General features: G+C 74.0%; 25 protein-coding genes. 18 read left to right on the top strand and 7 right to left on the bottom strand.

Going from position 1 to position 24,988, the window contains the following annotated elements; all coding sequences use genetic code 11:
• Positions 1 to 6: 6 nt before the first annotated feature.
• Positions 7 to 1,323, bottom strand: coding sequence for a M20/M25/M40 family metallo-hydrolase (locus ACQ1X7_RS12790; protein ID WP_432478585.1), 1,317 nt, complete (start codon positions 1,321 to 1,323; stop codon positions 7 to 9).
• The gene (locus tag ACQ1X7_RS12785; RefSeq protein ID WP_432478584.1) at positions 1,320 to 3,443 is read right to left on the bottom strand and encodes a prolyl oligopeptidase family serine peptidase; all 2,124 of its coding nucleotides are present in this window, start codon (positions 3,441 to 3,443) and stop codon (positions 1,320 to 1,322) included. The genes ACQ1X7_RS12790 and ACQ1X7_RS12785 overlap by 4 nt, the downstream gene beginning before the upstream one ends.
• Before the next feature lie 78 nt (positions 3,444 to 3,521).
• Between ACQ1X7_RS12785 and ACQ1X7_RS12780 the strand changes: the two genes are divergently transcribed.
• Genes ACQ1X7_RS12780 through solA form a run of 7 tightly spaced genes read left to right on the top strand, consistent with a single transcriptional unit; the run spans position 3,522 to position 11,537 of the window.
• On the top strand, positions 3,522 to 5,351 hold the full coding sequence (locus tag ACQ1X7_RS12780) for an ABC transporter substrate-binding protein (protein ID WP_432478583.1): 1,830 nt from the start codon (positions 3,522 to 3,524) through the stop codon (positions 5,349 to 5,351).
• On the top strand, positions 5,348 to 6,379 hold the full coding sequence (locus ACQ1X7_RS12775) for an ABC transporter permease (protein ID WP_432478582.1): 1,032 nt from the start codon (positions 5,348 to 5,350) through the stop codon (positions 6,377 to 6,379). The genes ACQ1X7_RS12780 and ACQ1X7_RS12775 overlap by 4 nt, the downstream gene beginning before the upstream one ends.
• Complete coding sequence (locus tag ACQ1X7_RS12770; RefSeq protein ID WP_432478581.1) at positions 6,376 to 7,299, top strand: ABC transporter permease; 924 nt, start codon at positions 6,376 to 6,378, stop codon at positions 7,297 to 7,299. Before ACQ1X7_RS12775 ends, ACQ1X7_RS12770 begins: the two co-directional genes overlap by 4 nt.
• On the top strand, positions 7,296 to 8,267 hold the full coding sequence (locus ACQ1X7_RS12765) for an ABC transporter ATP-binding protein (protein ID WP_432478580.1): 972 nt from the start codon (positions 7,296 to 7,298) through the stop codon (positions 8,265 to 8,267). The genes ACQ1X7_RS12770 and ACQ1X7_RS12765 overlap by 4 nt, the downstream gene beginning before the upstream one ends.
• Positions 8,264 to 9,274: an ABC transporter ATP-binding protein gene (locus ACQ1X7_RS12760; protein ID WP_432478579.1), complete on the top strand. Its 1,011-nt coding sequence runs from the start codon at positions 8,264 to 8,266 to the stop codon at positions 9,272 to 9,274. Before ACQ1X7_RS12765 ends, ACQ1X7_RS12760 begins: the two co-directional genes overlap by 4 nt.
• Positions 9,271 to 10,377 (top strand): aromatic ring-hydroxylating oxygenase subunit alpha, encoded by a 1,107-nt coding sequence (locus tag ACQ1X7_RS12755; protein WP_432478578.1) that lies wholly within the window; start codon positions 9,271 to 9,273, stop codon positions 10,375 to 10,377. Before ACQ1X7_RS12760 ends, ACQ1X7_RS12755 begins: the two co-directional genes overlap by 4 nt.
• Complete coding sequence (solA, locus tag ACQ1X7_RS12750) at positions 10,374 to 11,537, top strand: N-methyl-L-tryptophan oxidase (protein WP_432478577.1); 1,164 nt, start codon at positions 10,374 to 10,376, stop codon at positions 11,535 to 11,537. The genes ACQ1X7_RS12755 and solA overlap by 4 nt, the downstream gene beginning before the upstream one ends.
• Before the next feature lie 336 nt (positions 11,538 to 11,873).
• On the opposite strand, the gene ACQ1X7_RS12745 is transcribed toward solA, so the two are convergent.
• The gene (locus ACQ1X7_RS12745) at positions 11,874 to 12,941 is read right to left on the bottom strand and encodes a class I SAM-dependent methyltransferase (protein ID WP_432478576.1); all 1,068 of its coding nucleotides are present in this window, start codon (positions 12,939 to 12,941) and stop codon (positions 11,874 to 11,876) included.
• Positions 12,942 to 13,057: 116 nt separating this feature from the next.
• On the opposite strand from ACQ1X7_RS12745, the gene ACQ1X7_RS12740 reads away from it, so the two are divergent.
• The 4 genes from ACQ1X7_RS12740 (at position 13,058) to ACQ1X7_RS12725 (ending at position 15,561) form a co-directional block, all read left to right on the top strand.
• Positions 13,058 to 13,306, top strand: a complete 249-nt coding sequence (locus ACQ1X7_RS12740; protein WP_432478575.1) for a pyridoxamine 5'-phosphate oxidase family protein — start codon at positions 13,058 to 13,060, stop codon at positions 13,304 to 13,306.
• Between the two features lie 19 nt (positions 13,307 to 13,325).
• Entirely contained in the window at positions 13,326 to 13,517 is a 192-nt protein-coding gene (locus ACQ1X7_RS12735) for a hypothetical protein (RefSeq protein ID WP_432478574.1), read from the top strand.
• Positions 13,518 to 13,587: 70 nt separating this feature from the next.
• Positions 13,588 to 14,895 (top strand): HNH endonuclease, encoded by a 1,308-nt coding sequence (locus tag ACQ1X7_RS12730; protein ID WP_432478573.1) that lies wholly within the window; start codon positions 13,588 to 13,590, stop codon positions 14,893 to 14,895.
• An 81-nt stretch (positions 14,896 to 14,976) separates the two neighbouring features.
• Positions 14,977 to 15,561 (top strand): dihydrofolate reductase family protein, encoded by a 585-nt coding sequence (locus ACQ1X7_RS12725; RefSeq protein ID WP_432478572.1) that lies wholly within the window; start codon positions 14,977 to 14,979, stop codon positions 15,559 to 15,561.
• On the opposite strand, the gene ACQ1X7_RS12720 is transcribed toward ACQ1X7_RS12725, so the two are convergent.
• Complete coding sequence (locus tag ACQ1X7_RS12720) at positions 15,562 to 17,469, bottom strand: CocE/NonD family hydrolase (protein WP_432478571.1); 1,908 nt, start codon at positions 17,467 to 17,469, stop codon at positions 15,562 to 15,564.
• Positions 17,466 to 18,536, bottom strand: coding sequence for a P1 family peptidase (locus tag ACQ1X7_RS12715; RefSeq protein WP_432478570.1), 1,071 nt, complete (start codon positions 18,534 to 18,536; stop codon positions 17,466 to 17,468). Before ACQ1X7_RS12715 ends, ACQ1X7_RS12720 begins: the two co-directional genes overlap by 4 nt.
• 52 nt (positions 18,537 to 18,588) lie before the next feature.
• Between ACQ1X7_RS12715 and ACQ1X7_RS12710 the strand changes: the two genes are divergently transcribed.
• Positions 18,589 to 19,647, top strand: coding sequence for a hypothetical protein (locus ACQ1X7_RS12710; protein WP_432478569.1), 1,059 nt, complete (start codon positions 18,589 to 18,591; stop codon positions 19,645 to 19,647).
• A gap of 8 nt (positions 19,648 to 19,655) precedes the next feature.
• Here the strand turns inward: ACQ1X7_RS12710 and ACQ1X7_RS12705 are convergent, their stop codons facing one another.
• Both ACQ1X7_RS12705 and ACQ1X7_RS12700 read right to left on the bottom strand, forming a co-directional pair.
• Positions 19,656 to 19,904, bottom strand: coding sequence for a hypothetical protein (locus ACQ1X7_RS12705; protein WP_432478568.1), 249 nt, complete (start codon positions 19,902 to 19,904; stop codon positions 19,656 to 19,658).
• A gap of 655 nt (positions 19,905 to 20,559) precedes the next feature.
• On the bottom strand, positions 20,560 to 21,354 hold the full coding sequence (locus ACQ1X7_RS12700) for a GNAT family N-acetyltransferase (protein WP_432478567.1): 795 nt from the start codon (positions 21,352 to 21,354) through the stop codon (positions 20,560 to 20,562).
• Positions 21,355 to 21,388: 34 nt separating this feature from the next.
• Here ACQ1X7_RS12700 and ACQ1X7_RS12695 point away from each other — a divergent pair, with 34 nt between their 5' ends.
• Genes ACQ1X7_RS12695 through ACQ1X7_RS12670 form a run of 6 tightly spaced genes read left to right on the top strand, consistent with a single transcriptional unit; the run spans position 21,389 to position 24,966 of the window.
• A complete protein-coding gene (locus ACQ1X7_RS12695) occupies positions 21,389 to 21,805 on the top strand; it encodes a secondary thiamine-phosphate synthase enzyme YjbQ (protein ID WP_432478566.1) in 417 nt (138 codons plus the stop codon).
• Positions 21,802 to 22,362, top strand: a complete 561-nt coding sequence (locus tag ACQ1X7_RS12690; protein WP_432478565.1) for a GNAT family N-acetyltransferase — start codon at positions 21,802 to 21,804, stop codon at positions 22,360 to 22,362. The genes ACQ1X7_RS12695 and ACQ1X7_RS12690 overlap by 4 nt, the downstream gene beginning before the upstream one ends.
• Positions 22,363 to 22,394: 32 nt before the next feature.
• Positions 22,395 to 22,766: a hypothetical protein gene (locus ACQ1X7_RS12685; protein ID WP_432478564.1), complete on the top strand. Its 372-nt coding sequence runs from the start codon at positions 22,395 to 22,397 to the stop codon at positions 22,764 to 22,766.
• A 21-nt stretch (positions 22,767 to 22,787) separates the two neighbouring features.
• The gene (locus ACQ1X7_RS12680) at positions 22,788 to 23,444 is read left to right on the top strand and encodes an SDR family oxidoreductase (protein WP_432478563.1); all 657 of its coding nucleotides are present in this window, start codon (positions 22,788 to 22,790) and stop codon (positions 23,442 to 23,444) included.
• A 5-nt stretch (positions 23,445 to 23,449) separates the two neighbouring features.
• On the top strand, positions 23,450 to 24,316 hold the full coding sequence (locus ACQ1X7_RS12675) for an NUDIX domain-containing protein (protein WP_432478562.1): 867 nt from the start codon (positions 23,450 to 23,452) through the stop codon (positions 24,314 to 24,316).
• On the top strand, positions 24,313 to 24,966 hold the full coding sequence (locus tag ACQ1X7_RS12670) for a 4a-hydroxytetrahydrobiopterin dehydratase (protein WP_432478561.1): 654 nt from the start codon (positions 24,313 to 24,315) through the stop codon (positions 24,964 to 24,966). Before ACQ1X7_RS12675 ends, ACQ1X7_RS12670 begins: the two co-directional genes overlap by 4 nt.
• Positions 24,967 to 24,988 lie beyond the last annotated feature (22 nt).

The following is a 24,988-nucleotide window of genomic DNA, read 5'->3' as shown; positions in this document are numbered from 1 at the left end:
TGTGCCTCACCCGAGCAGCCGTCGCGCGAGCGCGACGTGGAACCGCACCGACAGCCCCAGGTCGTCGACGTGCACCCGCTCGTCGGCGTTGTGGTAGCCCTCGGCCAGCACCTCGGCGGGCGTGGCCCGGAACGGGCTGAACCCGTACGCCGCGGTGCCGGCAGCGGCCCGCAGGTGCACCGAGTCGGTGAAGCCCGTGCAGAGCACCGGCAGCAGCACCGCGTCGGGGTCCAGCTCGGCGAGGCAGGCCGCGACCGCATCGGGCACGGTGCCCGTCGGTGGCGAGGCGCTGCCGTGGACCATCTCCTCGGGCCGCTCGAGGGCGTAGCGGACGTCGTCACCCAGCCGGGACCGTACGGCGGTCAGCACCTCGTCGGCCGTGGTGCCCGGCAGGGTCCGGCAGTCCAGCTCGACCGACGCCCGCGCCGGCAGCACGTTGCGGGCGGTGGAGGCCGCCAGGATCGTCGGTGCCATCGTGGTGCCGGGAGCCGAGGCGAGCTCGTCGCCGAGCGTGGGATGCAGGGCGGCGGCCTCGGCGACGTCGGCGGCGAGGTCACCGACCGGCCGACCCAGCAGCACTTCCAGCGTCCGGTCGACCACGGGGTCACGCACCAGCTCCGGCATCCCGGAGCCGATCCGCGACAACAGCTCCGCGAGGTGGGGCACGGCGTTGTCGCCGACCCCCGGCGTCGAGGCGTGGCCCGCCTCACCCAGTGCGACCACCCGCACCGGGCAGGTGCCCTTCTCCCCGACCGCGAAGGCGAGGGCGGTGCGACCGTCGGTCAGCGGGAGCCGCTCGCCGCCGCCCTCGTTGACCGCCATCGCGGGCCGGATGTCGGGCCGGTGCGCCAGCAGCCACCTCATCCCGACGTCCGCGCTCCCGTCCTCCTCGTCGGCCACCGCGAGGAACCAGAGGTCGCCGCGCGGGCGGAAGCCCTCGCGGGCGAGCGCGGCCATCGCCACCGCGCGGGCGGCGACCTCGTTCTTCATGTCGATCGCGCCGCGGCCCCAGAGCCAGCCCTCGTCGTCGACGACGCCCTCGAACGGAGGGTGGGTCCACTCCTGGCCGTCCACGGGCACCACGTCGGTGTGGCCGACGAAAGCCAGCGAGGGGGCCTCCGGGTCGGTGCCCGGGATCCGCGCGACGAGGTTGGCCCGCGCGGGCTCGCGGGCCACCAGCTCCGCCTCGACGCCGTGCCCGGTGAGGTAGTCGCGGAGGTGCTCGGCCGCCAGGGTCTCGGTGCCCGTGGCGCCGCGGTTGGTGGTGTCGAGCCGGACCAGGGCGCGCGCCATCTCGACCACCTCGTCCTCGAGCCCGGTCATCGCGCCACCCCCAGCCGGTCCAGCAGCCAGGCCGCCACCTCCGCCTCGTAGGACAGGTGGCCGAACCTGCCCGACGGGCCGACGTGCGCCCCGGCGCCGAGCTCGCACCGGAACAGGCACCGCGGCGACCACCCGGGGTCCGAGGCACGCAGCGCCGCGACCCACTTCGCCGGCTCGCGCACCATCACCCGGGGGTCGTGGACCGCGCCGGTCACGAGCAGGTCCGGCCTCCCGCCGGCCGGCGGCACGTTGTCGTACGGCGACCAGCCCACCATCCAGTCGAACTCCTCCCGGACCCGCGGGTCACCCCACTCCTCCCACTCGGTGATCGTCAGCGGCGTGCTGGGGTCGAACATCGTGGTCACCATGTCCACGGCCGGGACCTCGGCGACGACCGCCCGCCACCGGTCCGGACGCTGGCTGAACACCGCGCCCTGCAGCAGCCCGCCGGCGCTCAGGCCGCGGGTGGCGATCCGGTCCGGGTCGACCAGGCCCGCGGCGGCCAGGCCGTCGGCGACCGCGACGTGGTCGTCGAAGGTGTGCTGCTTGGCGGCCAGCTTGCCGTCGAGGTACCACGCCCGGCCGCCCTCCCCGCCGCCGCGCACGTGGGTGTGCACCCACACCACGCCGCGGTCGAGCAGCGACGGCAACGCGGGGTCCCACTCGGGCTCGAAGACGGCTCCGTAGGCGCCGTAGCCGTACAGCACCGCCGGCGCGGTTCCGTCGAGCTGGGTGTCGCGGTGGCGCATCACCGTTGCCGGGACCGGGGTGCCGTCGGCCGACGGGAAGGTGTGCCGCTCCACGACGTACGCCGCCGGGTCGAAGCCGGGCGCCTCCCGGCGGTGCACGACGCGGCGCTCGCCGGTCGCCAGTGCGACCTCGCTCCAGACCGGCGGGACGAGCCACGACTCGTCCTCGACGAGCACCCGGTCGACGTCGTACTCCGTCGTGCGCGCGAGCAGCACGCCGCCACCGGCGGCCCCGCTGGTCACCGCGACCCCCGGGGCGGCGAGGTCGTCGTGGGGGAGCAGCACGAGCTGGTGGGCGCCTCCGGTGCGGACCGACAGCACCACGCCTCCCGCGAAGGCGTCGGCCCGCTCGAGGTGGACCGCGGGGTCCTCCGGCCGAGCCTCGCGCCACGAGGTGTGGTCGGCGCCCTCCGGCCCCGGCACCGGGGCGACCATCAGCCGCTGCTCGACCCGGTCGTCGACGACCACCAGGAGGTCGTCGCCGCCGGGCCGGCGCCGGTGGTCGACCCGGTAGCGGATGCCGTCACGTCGACCACCGGCCCGCCGGGGCGGGGACTCCGGGGCGTGGGCGTCGACCAGCCAGGTCTCGGCCGTCGTGTTGCTCTCCGACCCGATCACCACCCAGTCGCCGGTGCGGGTGCCCCGCACCCGCAGCTCGAACCGCTCGTCGGGCTCCTCGACCACCAGCACGTCGTCGGACACCGGACCGCCGACCCGGTGCCGCCACACCTGGAACGGCCGGTACGCCGCGTCGTGGACTGTGTAGAAGAACCACCGCGAGTCCGCGGACCAGGCGGCGCCGTAGTAGGTGCGGGGCACCTCGTCGGCCACGTCCTCGCCGGTACGCAGGTCGCGGAACCTCAGCCGGTACACCTCGTCGCCCTCGGTGTCGGTCGACCACGCCAACAGGTCCTCGTCGGGACTGACCAGCATCACCCCGGCCTCGAGGTAGTCACTCCCCGCGGCGAGGTCCGACAGGTCCAGCAGCACCTCCGCGGCCTCCGGGTCGGCGTCACCGAAATCGTTGCGCGGAGCGGATCGGGCAGAAGGATCCGAAGCCACTGACGCCGAATCGTGACGTTTTTTTCGGCATATCCGCGGGTACTCTCTTTCCGCCGGCGTCTCCGTGTAGTAGGAAAAGCGCCGACGGTTCCACGTGGGGGAGACGTCGGCGGCGGGCAGGCGGCTGACCATCTCGGACCTCAGGACGGCAGTCAGGGAGTGCAGATGAGCAACCGCAGCGTCGTACCAGGCCCGTTCGGCGAGGAGGTGCGACCTGACCTCCGGCGCGTCCGCCGCGTGCATCCACCGGTAGGGGTCCGGGCGCGAGACGCCGTGATCGGTGTGCTCGAAGGCTTCCTGTCGCGCCACGGGCGGCGCGGTGGGCGGTCCCGGAGTCGGTGGAGTACGCGTCACGGGCGCCAAGGTATCGCCGCCCGGGTCGCCGTGGTGACCGGATTGCTGCTCGCCGCGCTCACCCCCGGTCTGCTCACCTCGCCGGCGCAGGCGCAGGGCGACCCGGTGACCTTCACCGTCGGCTACACCAACGAGGTCGACTCGTTCAACCCGTTCCTCGGGATCGAGGCGGAGTCGTACGAGATGTGGTCGTTGATGTACGACTCGCTCACCAACTACTCGATGGAGGACATGTCGCCGACGCCGGGGCTCGCGACGGAGTGGGAGTCCTCCAAGGACGGCCTCACCTGGACGTTCACCCTCCGGGACGACGTGACCTGGTCCGACGGTGAGCCGTTGACGGCCCAGGACGTCGCCTACACCTACGGCCGGATCATCGACGGTGGGCCGGAGAAGGCGGTCTGGGGCGCCTACCTGACCGATGCCACCTCGGCGACGGCGACCGACGACACGACCCTGGTGCTCGAGCTCGACCGGCCCAGCGCCCTGCTGCCCCTCCTGCCGATCCCGATCGTCCCCGAGCACGTGTGGAAGGACGTGTCGGAGGACGAGGTCAAGAGCTTCGCCAACGAGCCGAAGGACGGCGAGCCGATCGTCGGGTCCGGGGCCTTCCGGCTGGTCGAGGGGACGGCGGGTGGCCCGACCTACCGGTTCGAGGCGAATCCCGACTACTGGGGCGGCGCCCCCCACATCGACGAGGTGGTCTTCCGGGTCTACAAGTCCGAGGACGCCGCCGCCCAGGCCCTGATCAAGGGCGAGATCGACCTGGTGACCGAGATCAACGCGCTCCAGGTGGCCTCGCTGCAGGGCCGTGAGGGCATCGACGCCCACAACGGCGACTCGCCCGGCTTCGACGAGATCGCGTTCAACACCGGGTCCATCGACGTCGACACCGGCGAGCCGATGGGCGACCCCAACCCGGCGGTCCTCGACCCGGACTTCCGGTGGGCCCTGAACTTCGCCATCGACCGCGAGGAGATCGTCGAGAAGGCCTATCAGGGTGCCGGCACCCCGGGCGACACGATCATCCCGCCGGCGTACGGGAACTTCCGGTGGGAGCCGCCGGAGGAGGACGCCGCCACCTACGACCCCGAGCGGGCCGCCCAGCTGCTGGACGAGGCGGGCTACACGGTCGGCGGTGACGGGTTCCGCACCCTGCCCAACGGCGACCCGATCGGCAAGCTGCGGCTCTACGCGCGCAGCGACAGCCAGTCCTCCATCGACGTGATGGAGTACTTCCAGGAGTGGCTCGCCGACGTCGACATCGACTCCGAGGTCAAGACCTACGAGAGCAGCAAGCTGTCCGACATCATCCTCGCCGGCGAGTTCGACGCCTTCGAGTGGGGGTGGTTCGTCGAGCCCGACCCCTCGTCGATGCTCCGCTACATGACCTGCGACGAGCTCGGCAGCTGGTCGGACTCGTGGTACTGCAACGAGGACTACGACGCGCTCTACGACCAGCAGCTCACCGAGCAGGACGACGAGGCACGCGCCGACCAGGTCAAGCAGATGCAGGAGATGCTCTACTACGACGCGCCCTACCTGGTGACGGCGTACTCCGCGGTCGGCGAGGCCTGGCGATCCGACCGGTTCGCCTGTCTGCGCGCCCAGCCCGACCCGGGCGGTGTCTTCGTGCAGCAGTACGGCGTCTACAACTACCTCAACGTGCGCCCGGCGGCCGAGGCCGACGAATGTGCCGGGGAGGAGGGAGTGACCCAGCTCGCCGCGTCGACCGAGGGCGGTGACGGCGGCGGCACGAGCACGGGCGTGATGGTCGGCATCGGCGTCGCCGTGGTCGTGGTGCTGGCCGTCGGTGGCCTGGTCCTGATGCGGCGGCGAGGGACAGCAGGGGAGCGCGAATGACGATCGGGGCGGTGACCGAGGCGCCGTCGCCGCCCCGGGTCCGTCGTCGCAGCTACGGACGGTACGCCGCGGGCCGGGTCCTCGGCGCGCTGGGCAGCCTGGCGTTCGTGCTGGTCCTGAACTTCTTCCTGTTCCGCGTCCTGCCGGGCGACCCGGCCAGGACGCTCGGGCGTGGGCGGTTCAGCTCGCCCGAGCAGCTGGAGGAGTTCAACCGGAACTACGGTCTCGACCAGCCGCTGCCGCAGCAGTTCCTCACCTACGTCCAGAACACGCTCTCCGGTGACCTCGGGGTCTCGCTGCGCTACCGGGTGCCCGTCTCCGACCTGATCGTCGACCGGCTCTGGCCCACCCTGCTGCTGGTCGGGACCTCGACCCTGCTCGCGGCGGTGATCGGGATCTGGATCGGGATCAACGGCGCCTGGAAGCGGGGTCGGACGTTCGACGAGACCTCGACCGGCACCGCGCTGACCCTCTACTCCATGCCGGAGTGGTGGCTGGGCCTGATGCTGATCGCGGTGTTCGCGGTCGGCGCCGGCCCGATCCCCGGGCTGTTCCCGACCGGAGGCCTGGTGTCGCCGGGGGTCGACCCCACCTCGCCGGCGGGCGTCCTCGACGTCGCCTGGCACCTGGTGCTGCCGGTCACCACCCTCACCCTCGCCTTCCTGGCCGACTACGTGCTGATCATGCGCAGCTCGCTGCTCGACGAGATCGGCGAGGACTACCTGACCACGGCCCGGGCCAAGGGCCTGCGCGACGTCCGGGTCCGCAACCGGCACGCGGTGCGCAACGCGCTGCTGCCGACCACGACGGTGGTGGCGCTCAACATCGGCTTCGTGGTGACCGGCGCGATCACGGTCGAGACCGTGTTCTCGATCCCCGGCCTCGGCCTGCTCGGCACCGAGGCGCTCGCGGTGCCCGACTTCTGGGTGCTGCAAGGGACGTTCCTCATCGCCTCGGCGGCGGTGATCGGCGCCAACCTGGTCACCAACCTGGTCTACGGACTCCTCGACCCCCGGGTACGGACATGAGCGCCGGGGAGGGGACCGCCCCGGTCCGACTGACCGCCCGGCAGCTCAGCCGACGTCGCCGGCGGGAGTCGTGGCGGCGCACGTGGGCGGAGTTCCGTCGCCACCGGTCGGGCGTGTTCGGGCTGGTGGTCCTGCTGGCCTTCACGGTACTCGCCCTGACCGCGCCGCTGCTCGCCGATCCCCAGGGGCTCGAGGTCACCTCGGCGACGGGCGGCATCCTGGAGCCGCCCTCGTCGGAGTTCTGGCTCGGCACCGACGACAAGGGGCGCTCGGTCCTGACCCTGCTCATCTGGGGTGCGCGGGTCTCGCTGCTCGTGGGTCTGGTGGCCACCGTGATCTCGATGGTGATCGGCACCCTGATGGGGCTGATGTCCGGCTACTTCGGGGGCTGGTTCGGCGCTGCCCTGTTCCGGGTCACCGAGTGGTTCCTGGTGATCCCCTACCTGCCGCTCGCGATCGTGCTGGCGACGATCCTGGGCACGTCGTTCTGGATCATCGCGCTGATCATCGGCGTGACCTCGTGGCCGGGGACGGCGCTGCTGATCCGCAGCCAGACGCTCTCGCTCAAGGAGCGGCCCTACCTCGACCGGGCGCGCGCGCTGGGCGCCGGACGGTGGCACCAGATCAGCCGGCACATCCTCCCCAACGTGATGCCGATGGTGTTCGCCAACACCACGCTGACGGTCGCGATCGCGATCCTCGCGGAGACCACCCTGAGCTTCCTCGGGCTCGGCGACCCGACCCGGGTCTCGTGGGGGACGATGCTCGAGGACGCCTACAGCATCGGTGCCATCACCACCCAGTCGTGGTGGTTCTTCGTGCCGCCCGGCGTGTGCGTGGTGCTGGTGGTGCTCAGCTTCACGCTCATCGGCCGGGCGCTCGAGGCGGTCTTCGACCCCCGTCTCAAGGAGCGCCGATGACCGATCCGTTGCTGGCGTTCGAGGGAGTGTCGGTGACCTACCGCACCGGTGGCGGCGAGGTGCCCGCGGTCCGTGGGGTCGACCTCGCCGTCGCCCCGGGCGAGATCGTCGGGGTCGCGGGGGAGTCGGGCTGCGGCAAGTCCACGCTGGCCTCCACGGTGCTGCGGCTGCAGCCCCCGTCGGCGCGGGTCGAGGGCCGGGTGCTGGTGCAGGGGGAGGACGTGCTCACCATGCGGTGGGGCGACCTGCGGGCGCTCCGCTGGGCCGGTGCGTCGATCGTCTTCCAGGGCGCCCTGCACTCGCTCAACCCGGTGCACCGCGTCGGTCGCCAGGTGGCCGAGCCGATCCGGCTGCACGAGCCCGAGCTGGGTGAGAGCGAGGTCGACCGCCGGGTCGGCGAGCTGCTGGAGCAGGTGGGGCTGCCGCCCGCCCGCGCCGCGGCGTACCCCCACCAGCTCTCGGGCGGCCAGCGTCAGCGGGTGATGATCGCGATGGCCCTGGCCTGCCGTCCCGACCTGCTCATCGCCGACGAGCCGACGACGGCCCTGGACGTGATGGTGCAGAGCCAGATCCTCGGGGTGCTGGCGGGACTGGTGGAGGAGCACGAGCTCGGCATGCTGTTCATCAGCCACGACCTGTCGGTGCTGGCCGACCTCTGCGACCGGATCGCGGTGATGTACGCGGGCCGCGTGGTGGAGCTGGGCGCGGCCGACGAGGTGTTCACCCGTCCGCTGCACCCGTACGCCGGCGCGCTCTCGGCGGCGTTCCCGAGGATCGGCGACCCGGCCGCCCGCTACGCGCCCGCCGGCCTCGGTGGCGACCCGCCCGACCTGCGCTCGCTGCCGCCCGGCTGCTCCTTCGGGCCGCGCTGCCCACGGGTGGTCGAGGCGTGCCGCAGCGAGGAACCGGCCCTGCTCCCGCACGGAGCCGGCCGGTCCGCGGCCTGCATCCGGGTGGGTGAACCGTGAGCGGCGAGGTGCTCTCCGCGGCGGGCGTGTGCGTGGAGTTCGCCACTCGCAGGGGCGACGTGGCCCACGCGCTCGACGGGGCCGACGTCCAGCTCGCGCCGGGCGAGGTGCTGGCGCTGGTCGGTGAGTCGGGCTCGGGGAAGACCACGCTGGCGCGCACCCTGCTCGGCCTGGAGCGGCCGGCGCGGGGCGAGATCCGCTTCGGGGACCGGCCGCTCGACTACTCGATGAAGGGCCTGCGCGCCCTGCGCCGTCGGGTGCAGCTGGTGCTCCAGGACCCGGCCGGGGCGCTCAACCCGCGGCACACCGTCTACGACTCGGTGGCGGAGGGGCTGCGGATCCACGACCTCGTGGAGGCCGACCCCCAGGGTCGCACCGAGACCGAGCTGGTCGCGGCGGCCCTCGCCTCGGCCGGCCTGCGGCCTCCGGAGACGCTGTTCCTGCGCTATCCCCACGAGCTCTCCGGCGGGCAGCGGCAGCGGGTGCTGATCGCCGGGGCGCTCGCGATGGGCCCTGAGCTGCTGGTCGCCGACGAGCCGGTGTCGTCGCTGGACGCCTCGATCCGGGGCGAGATCCTGGCGCTGCTGCTGCGGCTGCGCGACGAGCTCGGCCTCGGGGTGCTGGTCGTCACCCACGACCTGGGCCTGGCGTGGAACATCGCCGACCGGGTGGCCGTCATGTACCTCGGCCGGGTCGTGGAGTCCGGGCCGACCGAGGACGTGCTCGCCCGGCCCCAGCACCCCTACACGCAGGCGCTGCTGTCGGTGGTGCCGGAGGTGGAGCGGCTGGAGCCGGTCGTCCTCCGGGGCGAGATCCCCGACCCGACCCGGATCCCCGACGGGTGCCGCTTCCACCCCAGGTGCCCGGCGCTGGCCGACGGCTCGGCGGAGACCGCGGGGGTGGCGGAGGCGTGCCGCGGCACCGCGCTGCCGGTGCTGCCCGCCAACCCGGTGGGCCACCACGTCGCCTGCCACCTGGCGAACGCGCAGCAGGCGGTGGCGCCATGAGCCTGGAGCCCGCCCTCCCGCGCGCGTCGTACGTCGACCCCGCGGCGTGGGAGCACGAGCGCGAGCGGGTGCTGCTGCGCGAGTGGACGTGCGTCGGCCGGCGCGCCGACCTCGGGCTCGGCGAGGCGCGGCGGCTCGCGGTCGTCGACGTCCTCGGGGAGTCGGTGCTGCTGACCTCCGACGAGGAGCGCACCCTGCACGCGGCGTACAACGTGTGCCGGCACCGCGGCTCCCAGATCGTGCCCGCGCCGCCGGACAGTCCGCCGGCGTGCGCCGAGGTGGGGGCGTTGCGCTGCCCCTACCACTCCTGGACCTACGGGCTCGACGGCCGGCTGCTCCGCGCGCCCCACACCGAGGACGGCGACGTCGACCCCGACGCGTTCGGGCTGCACCCGGTCGGCGTGGGGGAGTGGGCGGGCTTCGTCTTCGTGCACCTGACGCCCGCGGACGCCGAGCCGCTGGCGGACTCCGTGGCCCGGGCCACCCGCACCCTGGCCAACTACGGGCTCGGCGACCTGGTCACCGGCCTCCGGTTCGACTACGAGGTCGCCGCGAACTGGAAGGTCGTCGCCGAGAACTACAACGAGTGCTACCACTGCGGTCCGGTGCACCCCGAGCTGTCGCGGCTGGTGCCGGCGTTCGGGTCCGGCGGGAGCGGTCTCGACTGGGACGACGGCGTGCCGCACCGCGAGGGGGCGTGGACCTTCACCCTGAGCGGCACCACCGACCGGGCGCCGCTGCCGGGGCTCGACGAGGCCGAGCGGACCCGGCACAAGGGCGAGCTCGTCTACCCGAACCTGCTGCTGTCGTGCTCGGCCGACCACGTCGCCGCGTACGTCGTCCGGCCCCGGTCGGTCGACCGCACGTCCATCGAGTGCCTGCTGCTGTTCGCGGCCGACGCGGTCGCCGACCCGGCGTTCGACCCGAGCGACGCCGGCGACCTGTGGGACCTGGTCAACCGGCAGGACTGGGCGATCTGCGAGTCGGTGCAGCGCGGCATGTCCTCGCGGGCCTACACGCACGGCTGGTACGCGCCCATGGAGGACGACAGCGCCGACATCCGCCGCTGGCTGCTGCCGCGGCTCGAGGGCCGCCGGCCGTGACTCCGGAGCGGGTGGACCACGTCGTCGTCGGTCTCGGTGCGCTGGGCAGTGCGACGGCGTGGTGGCTGGCGGCCGGCGGTCACCAGGTCGTCGGCCTGGAGCGGTTCCGGCTCGGGCACGACCGCGGGGCCTCCCACGACACCTCGCGGATCCTCCGGCACAGCTACCACACCCCGGCGTACGTCGAGCTGACCAAGCAGGCCTACGACGACTGGGCCCGGCTCGAGGCGGCGTCGGGGGAGTCCCTGGTGACCGTGGTGGGCGGGCTCGACCTGTTCCCGACCGGGGCGGCGATCCCGCCCGGGGACTACGTCGACTCGTTGACGGCCGCCGGGGTCGCCTTCGAGCTCCTCGACGTCGCCGAGGTCTCCCGTCGCTGGCCGCAGTTCTCGCTGCCCGCGGGCACGACCGCGCTGCACCAGGAGCGTGGGGCGATCGTGCCGGCCGGTCGCGGCACCGCCACGATGCAACGGCTCGCGGCCGCAGCCGGAGCCCGGCTGCTCGACGAGACCCCGGTCGCGCGGCTCACCGACACCGCCGACGGGGTGCTGGTCGAGGCGGGCGGCACGACGTACCTGGCCTCGTCGGTGGTGGTGTGCTCGGACGCCTGGACCAACCAGGTCCTCGCCGGGCTCGACGTGGAGCTGCCGCTGACCATGACGCTGGAGCAGGTCACCTACTTCGCGCCGCCCGCGCCGGACCGCTTCGCCCCCGGCGAGCTGCCTCTGTGGATCTGGATGGACGACCCGTCCTACTACGGGTTCCCCTGCTACGGCGAGGCCACGGTCAAGGCTGCCGAGGACTGCGGCGGCCCGGTGGCCGACCCCGACGACCGGACCTCCGAGCCTGACGTGGACATGCTGGGTCGGCTCTCGTCGTTCGTCGGCTCGCTGCTGCCGGGGTCGGGGCCGGCCGTCCGGTCGCTGCGGTGCCAGTACACGCTCACCCCCGACCGCGACTTCGTCCTCGGGCCGGTGCCGGACCATCCGCGCGTGGTGGTCGGGCTCGGGGCGGCCCACGGCTTCAAGTTCGCGCCGACCCTCGGCCGGCTGCTCGCCGAGCTGGCCGTCACCGGCGAGTCCGCCACCGACCTCACGCCGTACCGGATGGACCGGCACGCGCTCACCGACCCGGCGTACGTCGGCAACTGGATGGTGTGAGCCTCAGCGCCGGCCGGTCCTCCGGGTCCGCCGCGGGATCCACCTCGACCGCGACGGGCAGGTCCTGGTGCCGCGACCGGCCGACCGTGCGCTCCCAGGCAGCGACCGTCACCACGACGAGCTGCTCGGCACGCACCATGTCCGCGTGGCCGACGGCCGCGATCCGCTCGCCTCGCCGCCGGTTGCGGAGGTCGCGGCACGAGGGCCGGTCCGTGCTCGCGCACGATCGCGACCCGGTAGCGCCTGCCACCGACCTTGGTGAACGTCACCTGCATCCGTCGACGCTAGACCGCTCGGCGTGCGGGTCACCGGGTCTTCGGGCGCGCCGCCCGCCGGTCAGGGTCGCAGCAGGTAGAACCGCCACAGCCCGAACTCGCCGGTGGGCAGCACGTCGGTGCTGCCGAAGCCCGCCTCCGTCGCGTACGCCGCCAACGTGTCGCGGCGCATCACCGTGCCGGTGCCGACGCTGTCTGCGCCCGACAGCCCGTCGGGCAGGCAGATGAACAGGCTGAAGCCGTACATCAGCCGCTCCAGCTCGTCGCCGCCCGGTGCAAACTCGTCGGCGACCGCCTCGTCCATGACGACCATGAACCCGTCGTCGACGAGGGAGCCGCGGGCGGCTCGCAGAACCTCGACCGGACGGGGCATGTCGTGGATGCACTCGAAGGCGAAGACGGCGTCGTAGGACTGCTCCGGCAGCGTGTTGCCGTCGACCGTCGTGAACGTGACGCGCTCGTCGAGGCCGGCCTCGGCGGCGTTCGCGCGGGCCATCGCCACCGAGGGCTCGTCGACGTCCAGCCCGTGCAGCGTCGCTCCCGGGTAGGCCCGCGCCAGCGCGATCGTCGACCAGCCCGCCCCGCAGCCCACGTCGGCGATCGCGGCGCCGTCCCGCGACAGCCGGTCGTGCACCTCCGGCGCGCGCGCGAGCGCGGGGGCGAGCTCCTGCTCGTACCACGGCCGGTTCATGTCGGCCTGGCCCTCCCGGGCGTCCGCGCCCAGCCGCTCCCAGCTCACGCCGCCGCCTTCCCGGTACGCCGCGAGCAGCTCGGGCAGCGCCCCCGCCGACGCGGCGAAGAGCCGGGGCAGCGGCGCCAGGTAGTTGAGGCTGTCGGGGTCGGTGAGCACCTCCTCGGCGGCCGCCGGAAGCGTGAACCGCCGGGCCGCGGCGTCGGTGCCGTCGGTGACCTCGAGCCAGCCCGCCACCGCCTGTTGCTCCAGCCACTCCCGCGCGTACCGCTCGTTCGTCCCCGTCCGTTCCGCCAGCTCGGCCGCGGTCGCGGGGCCGTCCGCCGCGAGGCTGCGGTACCAGCCCAGCCGGTCGCCCAGGTAGACGGCGAGGGTGTCCATGAGCCCGAGCGTGCTGGTCAGGAGTCGGTCGGCCACGGCTTCGGCGGTGTCGTTCATGGGCCGAGTGTGCTCTTGCCCGCGGGTCGCTGTCTGCCCTCCGTCCGTCCAGGGTCCAGCGCCGACCCCTTCGGCTCGCCATGGTCCTGCCCGGCGGTCTCTCGCATACTGGGCGGATGGCAGCCCGCACCGCGTCCTGGGTCGAGGTCGCAGATCGCCTGGCGGCGACGCGCAGCTACTGGCTCGGTACCTGCGACCCGGGAGGCCGGCCGCATGCGGTGCCGGTGTGGGGCGCCGTGCTGAGAAGCGACCTCTACATGTTCAGTGAGCGCAGGACGGCGAAGGCCCGGCACCTGGCAGGCACGATGGGTCGGACCCTGAGCACGCCGTGCGCGACGCGTGCCGATCTGTCGGGCGAGGTCTGATCACTGGGACGATGGACCCGTGGAGCTGAGCACGAGGATCGACGTGGCTGCCCCGCCGGAACGGGTGTGGGAGGTGGGGGTCGAGCTGAAGGTCGTCATGAGCGGAGCGCTGGGGGCCGTCGTGGGACGGTTCTACCGCAAGCTGACCGAGCAGTACCTCGGCCTGGAGGCGGCCGGCCTCAAGGCGCGCGCTGAGACCTCGCCCGGCTGAGGCCGGGGTACTCCTCCACAGGCTCGCCACGGCCTGTCGGCTGTCAGCCGTTCCGGGTAGAATCGAACACATGTTCGAGACGCTCGATCCCGCTACCGTCACCGAGTGGCGGGCCGGCCTGACGCAGGCGCTCGAGACCGACAGCGGTCTCGACGACGCGGCCAGGGTAGACACGATCAGGGCGCTCGAGGAGCTGGTGTGCACGGCGACCGCGGCCCAGGCGGCGTTGGCGGCCGAGCTCGACGCGTCCCAGCGGGCGGAGCAGTCTCGGCTCGGCGTCCCCGCAGCGCGTCGGGGACGAGGGGTGGCTGCCCAGGTGGCCCTGGCCAGGCGTGAGTCCCACCACCGTGGCCGGCTCCACCTCTCCCTCGCGACGGTCGTACGTCGCGAGCTCCCGCACACCTGGAGGGCGTGGCGGGCCGGGCGGATCACCGAGTGGACGGCCACGGTGATCGCGCGTGAGACGGCCTGCCTGGACCTCGAAGACCGGTGGGCGGTCGACGAGACCATCGCGTCCGATCACGACCGACTGGAGAGGATGGGCGTCCGCGAGGTCGTCGCGGCGTGCCAGGCCGAGGCCACGCGGCTCGACGTCGCGTCGGTCGTCGCCCGGCGTCGCCGCGCCGAGGCCGACCGCCACGTCACCCTCCGGCCCGCTCCCGACACCATGACCTGGCTGACCGCGCTGCTCCCCGTCAAGGACGGCGTCGCGGTGCTGGCGGCGCTGACCCGGGCGGGCGACACCGCCCGGGCGTCCGGCGATCCCCGGGGCAGGGGCCAGGTGATGGCCGACACGCTCGTCGGTGCCGTGCTGGGAGACGACGGCACGGCAAGCCCGGCCCGGGTGGCGCTGGACGTGGTGATGACCGACCAGAGCCTGTTCGGTGGCAGCGACGAGCCGGCACACCTCGACGGCTTCGGGCCGATCCCCGCTGAGCTGGCTCGCGAGCTCGTCGTAGGGGCCTGCGACCGCGACGAGACGATCTGGCTCAGGCGGCTCTTCGCCGCACCCACCACCGGCGAGCTGGCGGCGATGGACGCCCGGGCGCGACTGTTTCCGGCCCGCCTGGCCCGCTTCATCCGGCTCCGCGACCGTGTCTGCCGCACGCCCTGGTGCGACGCCCCGATCCGCCACACCGACCACGCGACCGACCACGACGCCGACGGCGAGACCTCCGCCGTCAACGGGCAGGGCCTCTGCGAGGCCTGCAACCACGCCAAGCAGGCACCCCGCTGGCGTGCCGGACCCTCGCCGAACACCGGTTCTCACACGGTCGAGACGACCACCCCCACCGGTCACCGGTACCGGTCGCGGGCGCCCACCGTCGCCACGGTCCGGGAGGTCCCGATCAGGGTCGACTACGTCCTGACGGGTTAGCGAGCGGCCCGCCGGCGATGAGTCCCGCGGTGGTTCCGGGTCGGTCCACCCAGCGACCCACCACGCCCGAGGAGGACGACCGTGACCGCCACCTACACCTTCGACGTCTTCAGCAGCCTCGACGGCTACGGCTCCTACCAGCCGCCCGGCGACTGGGGCGGCTACTGGGGCAAGCAGGGCCCCGAGCTGCTCGACCACCGGAACGCGCTGTACGGCGGGGAGCAGCGGATGGTCTTCGGCGCCACGACGTTCCGGGCCTTCGTGTCGATGCTGGCCGAGAGCACGGAGGAGTCCGAGGTGCGCGACCCGTGGGTGACCCGGATGCGCAACCTGCCGACCACCGTGGTGTCCTCGACGTTGGAGGGGCCGCTGGACTGGCCGGACGCCACCGTCGCGTACGGCGACGCCGTCGAGGTCGTCACCCGGCTCAAGGAGGAGTCCGACGTCCCGCTGCGCTCCCACGGGAGCCTGTCCCTCAACTGGGCGCTGCTGGCCGCCGGCCTGGTCGACCGGGTGCAGGTGACCGTGTTCCCGGTCATCACCGGGCGGAGCGGGACCGACCCGGTCTTCGGCGGTGCCGCCGACTTCGACCTCGAGCTGCTGGAGACCCGGACGCTCGACGGCCGCACGCAGGAGCTCGTCTACCGCCCCACCCTGCACGGCTGACTACGAGCTGGCCTGTTCCTGTGTTCGGTCGCTCACGACCGCGCCGTCGCGCCGCGCGACCGTGCGCGTCGTCGCGCGGACCTCACCACCGACGATGCGCACCTCCAGCGTCGACACCACCTCGATGTCGACGCCCGGCCAGGACAGCGCGAAGCGCGTCGTCGCGTCGGCGCCCTGCTCGAAGGTGTGCCGGTGCACCCACACCGTGCCGTCGTACTCCTCGGTCGCGGTCCCGTCGTACGGCGTCCCGTACGTCGACACCGACCTCGTCGTCGCCCGGGTCACGCCCGCCAGCACCTCGTCGGTGATCGTCCAGGTGACGCCCTCGGCCGACTCCGAGGAGTGCTCGGCGCCGGCGCCGAGGGACGGGGTGGGGTGGGAGCCGGCGAGCACCGGCAGCGTCACGGAGCCCTCGTGCACGGTGAGCGTGACGGGTGCCGGGGGAGCGACCGTGTTCGGCCAGTCGGCGCCGGCGACGCTCACCCGCAGCCTCTGACCGGGGGTCCACTCGTAGGCACACGCGTCGAGCACGACCTCGACGTCGTAGACCTCGCCGGGGACCAGCGGGGACGGGTCGCCGTGCACGGACTCCCGGAACGCCAGGTCGAGCGTGCCACGCGACACCAGCGCCGAGGTGCCGTCCGGGAAGACGTCGCACACCTTCACCGACAGCGACGCGGCGGGCGCGGACGCCGACACCCGCAGCCGCGCCACCGGATACCCGACGACCGGGCCGGACGGGGGCATCGTGTCCCAGGTGAGCGACCGGGCGTCGTCGGTCCGCTGGTCGGTGGAGAGCCCCCACGGCAGGTGGCCGGCGCAGTCGATCCAGGCAGTCGTCCCCACGGCGGGGTCGACCTCCAGCGAGCGTGGTCCGGCGAGCGGCACCTCGGTCGGCGTGGTCGGCGGGACGCTGGGCAGCGTCAACCACCGGCCTTCGTGCAGGTCGAGCGCCGGCTCGGGCCGGGTCGACGCACGGACGAAGACGTCGCACCGGTCGGCGTGCTGGCCCCGACCGCGCAGGTGGGTGTCGAACCACGCGGCGAGCTCGGCGTCGAAGTCGATCCGCGGTCCGGGCATCGCCGTGGTGGGATCGGCGTGCGCCCACGGCCCCGCCAGCAGCCGGTGCGGCACCCCGGCGTCCGCGAGCGCCGCGACGGTGCGGAAGGAGTTGTTCCGGTAGCCGTCGGCCCAGCCGGCCACCAGCATCACCGGGCAGCGGATGCGGTCGTAGCCGCGGGTCGTGCCGTCGAGCCGCACCGATCCGTGGTTCCAGTAGGCGCCGTGCCGCGACTCCGCGAACCACCGGAACAGCCAGGGCGTCGGGTCGTCGAGCCGCCTCCGCCACTCCTCCTCCCAGCCCTCGCCCCACACCGCGGGCACGGGCGGCAGCACGGTCATCGGGGTCATGTAGTGGCAGTAGTCGACGAGGTCGACCAGCCGCAGCGCCCCGCCCCGCCAGTGCACGTCGTCGGTCCAGCGGTCGTCGGTGGCGTAGATCGCGCACACCGCCCCGAGCGCCGGCGGCCGCTCGCACGCCATCTGCAGCGAGTTGAAGCCGGAGTACGACGTCCCGAACATCCCGACGCTGCCGTCGCACCACTCCTGCTCGGCCAGCCACGCGATCACGGCGTGCAGATCGCGCTGCTCCTCGGGCGGGTACTCGTCGGTGGGATCCCCGGAGGAGGACCCGGTGCCGCGCAGGTCGAGCCGGCACACGGCGTACCCGTGGCGGTCGCGGAGCGCGAGGTAGCCCTCGGCGTACGAGGAGGTGAGGTCGTCCTTGCGGTAGGGCAGGGCCTCGAGCAGGCAGGGCTGCGGACCGGCCGCGGTGTCGGGGAGGTAGAGCGTCGCGGCGAGGTCGACCCCGTCACCCGGGATCCGGACCTCGCGGGTGGTGCCGGTCATCGGTCCTCCAGCAGGGCCAGGACGTCGGGGGAGTGGAGCGAGTGGCTGGTGTTGCCGTCGCGGCCGGTGGTGGTCGGCGCGCCGAACATCGAGTTCAGCACCGCCTCCTCGGCGGCCTCGACGGTCGCGGCGAAGAGCGGGTCGAGGGCGCGGCCGGCGACCAGGTCGGCCCGCTCCGGGCTCCCGTCCTGGGCCAGCCGGAGGCCGGTGCCGACGCCGAGGAAGATCTCGCCGCTGCCGTGGTGGGCCACCGACCCGCTGCGGCCGAGCCCGAGCCCGATCCGCCGGGCCAGCCGGGCGCACGCCGCCCCGTCGACCGCGGCGTCGGTGACGACCACCCCGATGCACGAGCCGGCCGGCGCCCGCGGTCCGGAGGCCGCCGGGCCGAGCAGCCGCCCGACCGGGACACCGGCGACCACGCACTCCTCGCGGGCCCCGAAGTTGGTGAGCAGCAGCACGGCCACGGTGTGGCCCTCGGGGGTCACCCGCGAGGCGGTGCCGATGCCGCCCTTGAAGTCGAAGCACGACATGCCCGTGCCCGCGCCGACCGCACCCTCCGCAGGCGGCTCGCCCGCCCCCCGCGAGGCCAGCGCGGCCTCGTACGACGCGCGGACGTCGTCGGCCTCGACCTGCATCCGGCGGCAGTCGTTGAGGTAGGAGTCGTCGCACTCGGCGACGACCGGGATCACGACGTCGTCGGCGACCTCCGGGTGCCGCTCCAGCGCGATCTGGCACGCCGCGTCGTAGACCCGCCCGACCTGCATCGTGGAGGTCAGGTAGACCGGCGTCAGGACGGCGCCCCACTCGGCCGCACCGAGGAACCCGGTGCACTCCCCGGCGCCGTTGAGCACGGCACCGCCCGCGGGCAGGGGGCGGAGGTAGGCGTCGTCGGCGAGCAGCAGGGTGGTCACCCCGGTCCGGGCGGTGCCCCGGCCCTCGGGCGGAGCCGGCTCGTCGCGGTGCACGGTGGCGTGGCCGAGCCCGACCCCCGCGACGTCGAGGACCGAGTTCGTCGGCCCGGGCGGCAGGCCGCCGATCACCACTTCCAGGTCGCGCGCACGAGGCATGCCCGCATCCTGCCGGAACCCACGCCGGCGTGGGGGGTGGGATGCTGCTCCGGTGAGTGCCCTGCCCGTCGTCTGGTCGCCCGACACCCGCCTGCACGACCCGCGCCACGAGGTCTGGGTCGGCGTGGCGACCACCGGCACCGAGGTGGCCGCCCGGGTCGACGCGATCCTCGAGGCCCTGCCCGACCACCCGCTCGTGGAGGCGACCGCCCACGGCGACGACGCACTGCACACCGTGCACGACCCCGAGCTCGTCGGCTTCCTCGCGACGGTCCACGACCGCTGGCTGGCCGGGGAGTACGTCGAGCTGGTCGGTCAGGACCGCGTGGTGCCGTACTTCTTCCCGACCCCCGCGATGTCGGCCGGCATACCGCTCCGGGACGCCCCGGCGGTGCACGCGCTGGCCGGCCGGTTCGCCTACGACACCATGACCACGGTCGGTCCGGGCACGTGGGCGGCCGTGGCTGCGGCCGCCGACTGTGCCCTCACGGCCGCCGAGCTGGTGGCCGACGGCACGCCGGCGGCGTACGCCCTGTCGCGTCCGCCGGGCCACCACGCCACCCCGGCCGGGTACGGCGGCTCCTGCTACCTCAACAACGCCGCCCTCGCGGCCCAGGCGCTGCGCGACCGCGGCCGGGAACGGGTCGCGGTCGTGGACCTCGACGCCCACCACGGCAATGGCACCCAGGCGATCTTCTGGGAGCGCGGCGACGTCCGCTACGGGTCGCTCCACGTCGACCCGGCCGCGGGCTGGTTCCCGCACGTCCTGGGGTACGCCGACGAGACGGGCGACGGAGACGGTGCCGGCGCCACGCGCAACCTGCCGCTGCCCGAGGGCACCGGCGACCGGCCGTGGCTGGACGCCGTCGGAGACCTGGCCGGCTGGGTGGCCGAGGCGGGGTGCGACGCCCTGGTCGTCTCGCTCGGCGTCGACGCCGCCGCCGAGGACCCGGAGAGCCCGCTCGAGGTCACCGCCGACGGCTACCACGGCGCCGGGCGGCTGCTCGGCGGCCTCGGCCTGCCGTCCGTCGTCGTCCAGGAGGGTGGGTACCACCTGCCGAGCCTGGGCGGCCTGGTCGCCGCCTACCTCGACGGCCACGAGTCGGCCTGAGCCGGGGGCTAGCCGGCCGGCACGTCGTCGGCGGGCACGTGGTGGACCCGGTCGGCGGCGTACGACGTGACCCAGGCCTCGCCGTCGACGAGGGCCAGGTCGAGGTTCGCCTCGTCGTAGAGCGGCAGCTCGTCGGAGAGCGGGAGCCGGCCGACGACCGCCGCCGACCCGGGGTCGACGTGGACCAGCGTCGGCGCACCCGCAGGGAGCCGGGGTCGAGCGCCACCACCCGGTCGTCCGGGGTGCAGGTGACCCACAGCAGGCCGCCGGTCTCCGCCATGCCCTGCGGCCCGTCGCACACCACGGGGCTGCGGGTGGCGACCCCGGCGCTGTCGGGGTCGACGCGCAGCACCCGGTCCTGCTCGAACTGGGCGACGTACACCGCGTCCTCGCCGGCGGCCACCAGCCGGGCGCCCTGCCCGATCCGGGTGCGCGACTCGACCTCGCCGCTGCGCGGGTCGACCCGCAGCAGGTCGGCGGCCGCCTGGGTGACCACCCACACCGACCCGAACCCGGCGGTCACCCCCTCGGGCTCCGCGCCGGTCGGGATCCGTTGCGTCACGCGACCGCGCCCCGGGTCGACCCGGACCAGCCGGCCCTCCCCGAACGCCGTCGTCCAGACCGCGCCGTACGCCGCCACCGTGCGCAGCGGCAGCTCCCCGACGTCGACCTCGAGGTCGACCGCGGAAGCACCCGCGGGGATGCGCGACAGGGTGCCCGTGCCGGGGCTGACGACCCACACCGCGCCGTCCGGGTCGGCCGTGACGCCGACCGGGCCGGCGACCTCCACGGACGGCGCCTCGGCGACGGAGGGCGAGGGCGACGACGGGTTGCTCTGGGGCGGACTGGTCTCCGGAGCTCCGCACGCCCCGACCACCAGCACCGCCGCGAGGGCGGCCCCGGCGCGGCGGCTCACGACGTCCCCGGGGCGAGCGAGGCCTCGAGGTGGGTCCCACCCTCGGTGAAGCCCACCGTGCGGTAGACCCGGATCGCGGAGTACGTCGGGTCGGCGGCCATCACCAGGGTCCGGGCGCCGAGCGTCGACTGCGCGTAGCGGCTCGCGGCGACCACCAGGGCCCCCGCCAGCCCCTGCTGCCGGAAGTCGGGATGGGTCTTCACCGCCTGGAACCGGGCCAGCCGGTCGCCGGCCGCGTAGATGCCGAGCGAGGACACCAGTCGGCCGTCGACGAAGGCACCCCACCACGCCCCGTCGCCGGACTCGGCGAGCGCGCGGTAGGTGGCGATCTTGCGGCTCGCGAAGTCCCGGGTGAAGTGCGGGTCGTCCTCGCCGGCCATGGTCAGGTCGACCTCGTGCGTCCAGTCGTCGTCGCCGGTCAAGGGGCGGACCTCGGCGTCCCGCGGAGGCCTCGGTGGTGGGTGCACCTCGTCGGTGGTCATCGCCACCACCGGGTCGACGGTCATCCCGGCCTCGCGCAGCACGGCGGTGTCACCGTCCAGGGAGCCGGGCCGGTCGATGCCCAGGGTCACGTGACGCGCGTCGGGGAACTCCGTGCGGTGCACCCGCTTCCAGTGCTCCACGGCGGTGACGTCGGCCGGGGGCACGGCCAGCAGCAGGCAGTTGCCCCAGTGGTACGTCGGGTTGTCCGGCGTCCGCACGACCAGGTGGGTGCCGCGGTCCTCGACGATGCTGCCCATGCGCTGCAGCAGCGAGAGCTCGGTGACGAACGCCAGCGAGTGGAGGTCCATGGGGTCAGGAAACCAGAGGTGGGAGGATCGGGCGATGCACTCCGAGACCCGCGGCTACCACACCGGGGGCGCCGACTGCGTCCTCGACCTGACCGGCGACTGCGCCGACTTCGTCGCACGCCATCAGGGGGGCAGGGACGGCCTCCTGCATCTCTTCGTCCCCCATGCGACCGCCGGACTGGCGATCCTCGAGACCGGTGCGGGGAGCGACGACGACCTGCTCGCGGCACTGGCCGAGCTGCTGCCGGCCGACGACCGGTGGCGGCACCGGCACGGCACCCCGGGCCACGGTCGCAGCCACGTCATGCCCGCGCTGGTCCCGCCGTACGCCACCGTGCCCGTGCTCGACGGCCGGCTCGCCCTTGGCACCTGGCAGAGCATCTGCCTGGTCGACCTCAACGTCGACAACCCCGATCGCGAGGTGCGCTTCTCGTTCCTGGCGGAGCGGTGACGATCCGCCCGGCGCACCCCGCCGAGCACGCGGCCGTGCGGGGTGTCGTCGAGGCCGCCTTCGCGGGTGAGCCGGGCGTGCCGGCGATCGTCGAGGAGCTGCGGGCCACCCGCCGGATGGTCGAGGAGCTGGTCGCGGTCGAGGGGGACGCCGTCGTCGGCCAGGTGACGCTCTCGCGCGGGTGGGTGGACGACGACCAGCAGGTCGTCCCGGTCGTGGTGCTGGGCCCGCTCGCCGTGCTGCCGGCCCGGCAGGGGGCGGGGATCGGCACCCGGCTGCTCGCCGCGGCGCTGGACACCATGCGCGAGCGCGGCGAGGGCTACGTGTTCCTCGAGGGCGCGCCGGGCTACTACGGGGCGCGCGGCTTCGAGCGGGCCGACCGGCTCGGGTTCGAGCGACCCAGCGAGCGCATCCCGGCGCCGGCGTTCCAGGTCGCGGTGCTCGACGACCTCGGTGCCCGCGGGCGGCTGGTCTACGCCGACGCGTTCTGGCTGCACGGCGGCGTGGGCCTGCGCGGGGAGACCCTGACCCAGGTGCGGGCCGCCCTGGGGGAGTGACGAGTCGAACACCTGTTCGATAGACTGACCGGGTGCCCACCCACGTCGCTCCGCCCGGCTGGCCCGCCGAGGTAAGGCCACCGGACGCGCCCGACTGGGAGGCGACCGCGGCGAGCTGGCTGCTCGACCTCTGCCCGCCCGACTACCGCCGCTACGGCGGGCTGCGCCGGCACGTGGTGGTGCTGGCCCGGTTCGCGGTGCTCCACGTCGAGGCCAACCAGGCGGCCTGTCGTCGGGGGCTGAGCGAGGCCCGCGCCGACCTCGCCCAGGTCGCCGGCCCCGCGGTGGTCGACGCGGCGCTCCAGACCTTCCAGCTCGAGGAGGCCCGGCTGATCGCCGTACGCCGCGCCGTCGGCCTGGTCGAGGAGGCCCTGCGGGGTCGTCGCTACGTGGCGCGGCTGTGAGTCCGGCGCTAGCGTCACGACATGACCAGACCCGTGATCCTCGTCATCGGTGCCGGTCCGGGGGTGAGTGGCTCGGTCGCGCGCCGGTTCGCCCGTGACGGTCACGACGTCGGGCTCGTCGGGGTCCACCCGGACGTGCTGCGCGACCTCGCGGACGACCTCGCGGCGCTCGACGCCACCGCTGCCTGGCGGGTCGCCGACCTGACCGACCACGACGCGGCGACCCGGGCCGTGGCCGAGCTGGCCGGGGAGCTGGGCCGGGTCGACGTGCTCCACTTCAACCCCAGCGCCTTCCGCGAGCAGGACCCGCTGGAGCTGAGCGTCCCCGACCTGCTGGCCGACGTCACGCTCGGGGTCGGCGCTCTGCTGACGGTGCTCCAGGCGGCCCGCCCCCACATGGAGTCCGGGGCGCGGGTCACCGCCACCGGGAGCATGGCCGCCGACCAGCCCTGGCACCGCGCCGCGAGCCTCGGCGTGCAGAAGGCCGGGCTGCGTAACCTGGTCCGCAGCATCGATGCGACCCTCGAGCCCGACGGCATCCGGGCGGCCTCGGTCACGGTCCGCGGCACGCTCTCCGACCACGGCCCCTTCACGCCCGACCGGGTCGCCGACGCGATCCACGCCGCCGCCCAGCAGGACGCGGAGTTCTGGTCGGTCGAGATCCCCTACGAGGGCTGAGGCCGGTGCACCACTTCGCGAGCGTGGCGGTCGTCGACGAGCACGGCCGGGTGCTGATGCAGGAGCGCGACGAGCACGCCCCCGTCTACCCCGACATGTGGGGGCTGCCGGGCGGTCGGCTCGAGGACGGAGAGTCGTTCGCCGAGGGAGCCGTCCGCGAGCTGGAGGAGGAGACGTCGCTCGTGGTGGGGGTCGACGAGCTCACCAGCCTGGGCCGGGTCCGGTTCCACTCCGACCCCTGCGGTGGCACCGACACCTACGAGCTGTTCGCGACGTACGCCGAGGTCGCCGACGCCGACGTCACCTGCGGCGAGGGGCGGCAGATGGTCTTCGTCGACCGGGAGTCGCTGTTCGACCGTCCGCTGCTGACGGCGGCGCGGATGCAGCTCCCCGACCTCCTCGACTCCGACGACTACCGCGCCCGCTTCGGCGGCCTCACGTCACGCCGGTTCGCGAGCGTCGGGCTGGTCGGGTCGGGCGGTGCCCTGCTGATGCAGGAACGCGACGACAACCCGATCCTCGACCCCGGCAGGTGGGGCCTCCCCGGCGGCCACCTCGACGACGGGGAGCCGTTCCTCGACGGGGCCGTGCGCGAGCTGGCCGAGGAGACCGGTGTCTCCGTGCCGCACGAGGCGCTCACCCTGGTCGCGGAGGCGCGGGTCGACCACACCGACGTCTACGGCAGCCACGACCGGATGCGGTTCTTCGTCGCGCCCACCGGGCTCGACGACGCCGACATCGAGTGCCGTGAGGGCCGCCAGATGGTCTTCGTCGACGCCGCCACCGTCGCCGAGCTGCCGCTCACCCGGTCGGCCAGCGCGGTCGTCCCGGACTTCCTCCACTCCGACCTCTACGCCAGACTCGCCACATGAGCGATCCCAAGCAGAAGCTGACCGGGCAGCAGGTGGCCGACGCCGGCCTCGACGACTGGCGACTCGTCCTCGGCACCCTGCGGGCCCGCTTCACCACCGACGACTTCGCGTCCGCCGCCCGGCTCAACCAGCGGGTGGGGGAGGCCGCCGAGGCCGCCAACCACCACCCCGACCTCGACCTCCGCTGGGGCCGGCTCGACGTCGCCGTCTCCAGCCACGACGTGGGCGGCATCACGTCACGGGACGTCGACCTCGCCCGACAGGTGAGTGCGCTGGCGGCCGAGGAGGGCGCTCGCGCCGACACCGCCAGCCTGCAGGCCGTCGAGCTCGCCATCGACACCGCCCACGCCGGTCGGATCGGACCGTTCTGGGCGGCCGTCCTCGGCGGCGAGTTCGCCGGCGACGATGTCACCGACCAGGCCGGCGACGTGCCCGCCCTGTGGTTCCAGGACACCGACGAGCACGAGGAGCCCCGGCAGCGGTTCCACCTCGACGTGTGGGTCCCGCCGGAGCAGGTCCAGCCGCGGATCGACGCGGCGCTCGCCGCCGGCGGCTCGCTGGTCAGCGACGCCGAGGCGCCGTCGTTCTGGGTGCTGGCCGACGCGGACGGCAACAAGGCCTGCCTCTGCACCTGGCAGGACCGGGGCTGACCCGCAGCCGCCTCCGCCGACG

This window comes from Nocardioides sp. GXQ0305 (assembly GCF_050880345.1).
Lineage (GTDB): Bacteria > Actinomycetota > Actinomycetes > Propionibacteriales > Nocardioidaceae > Nocardioides.
The sequence above is the reverse complement of the archived record's forward strand: the minus strand, read 5'-3'. Positions and strand labels throughout refer to the sequence as shown.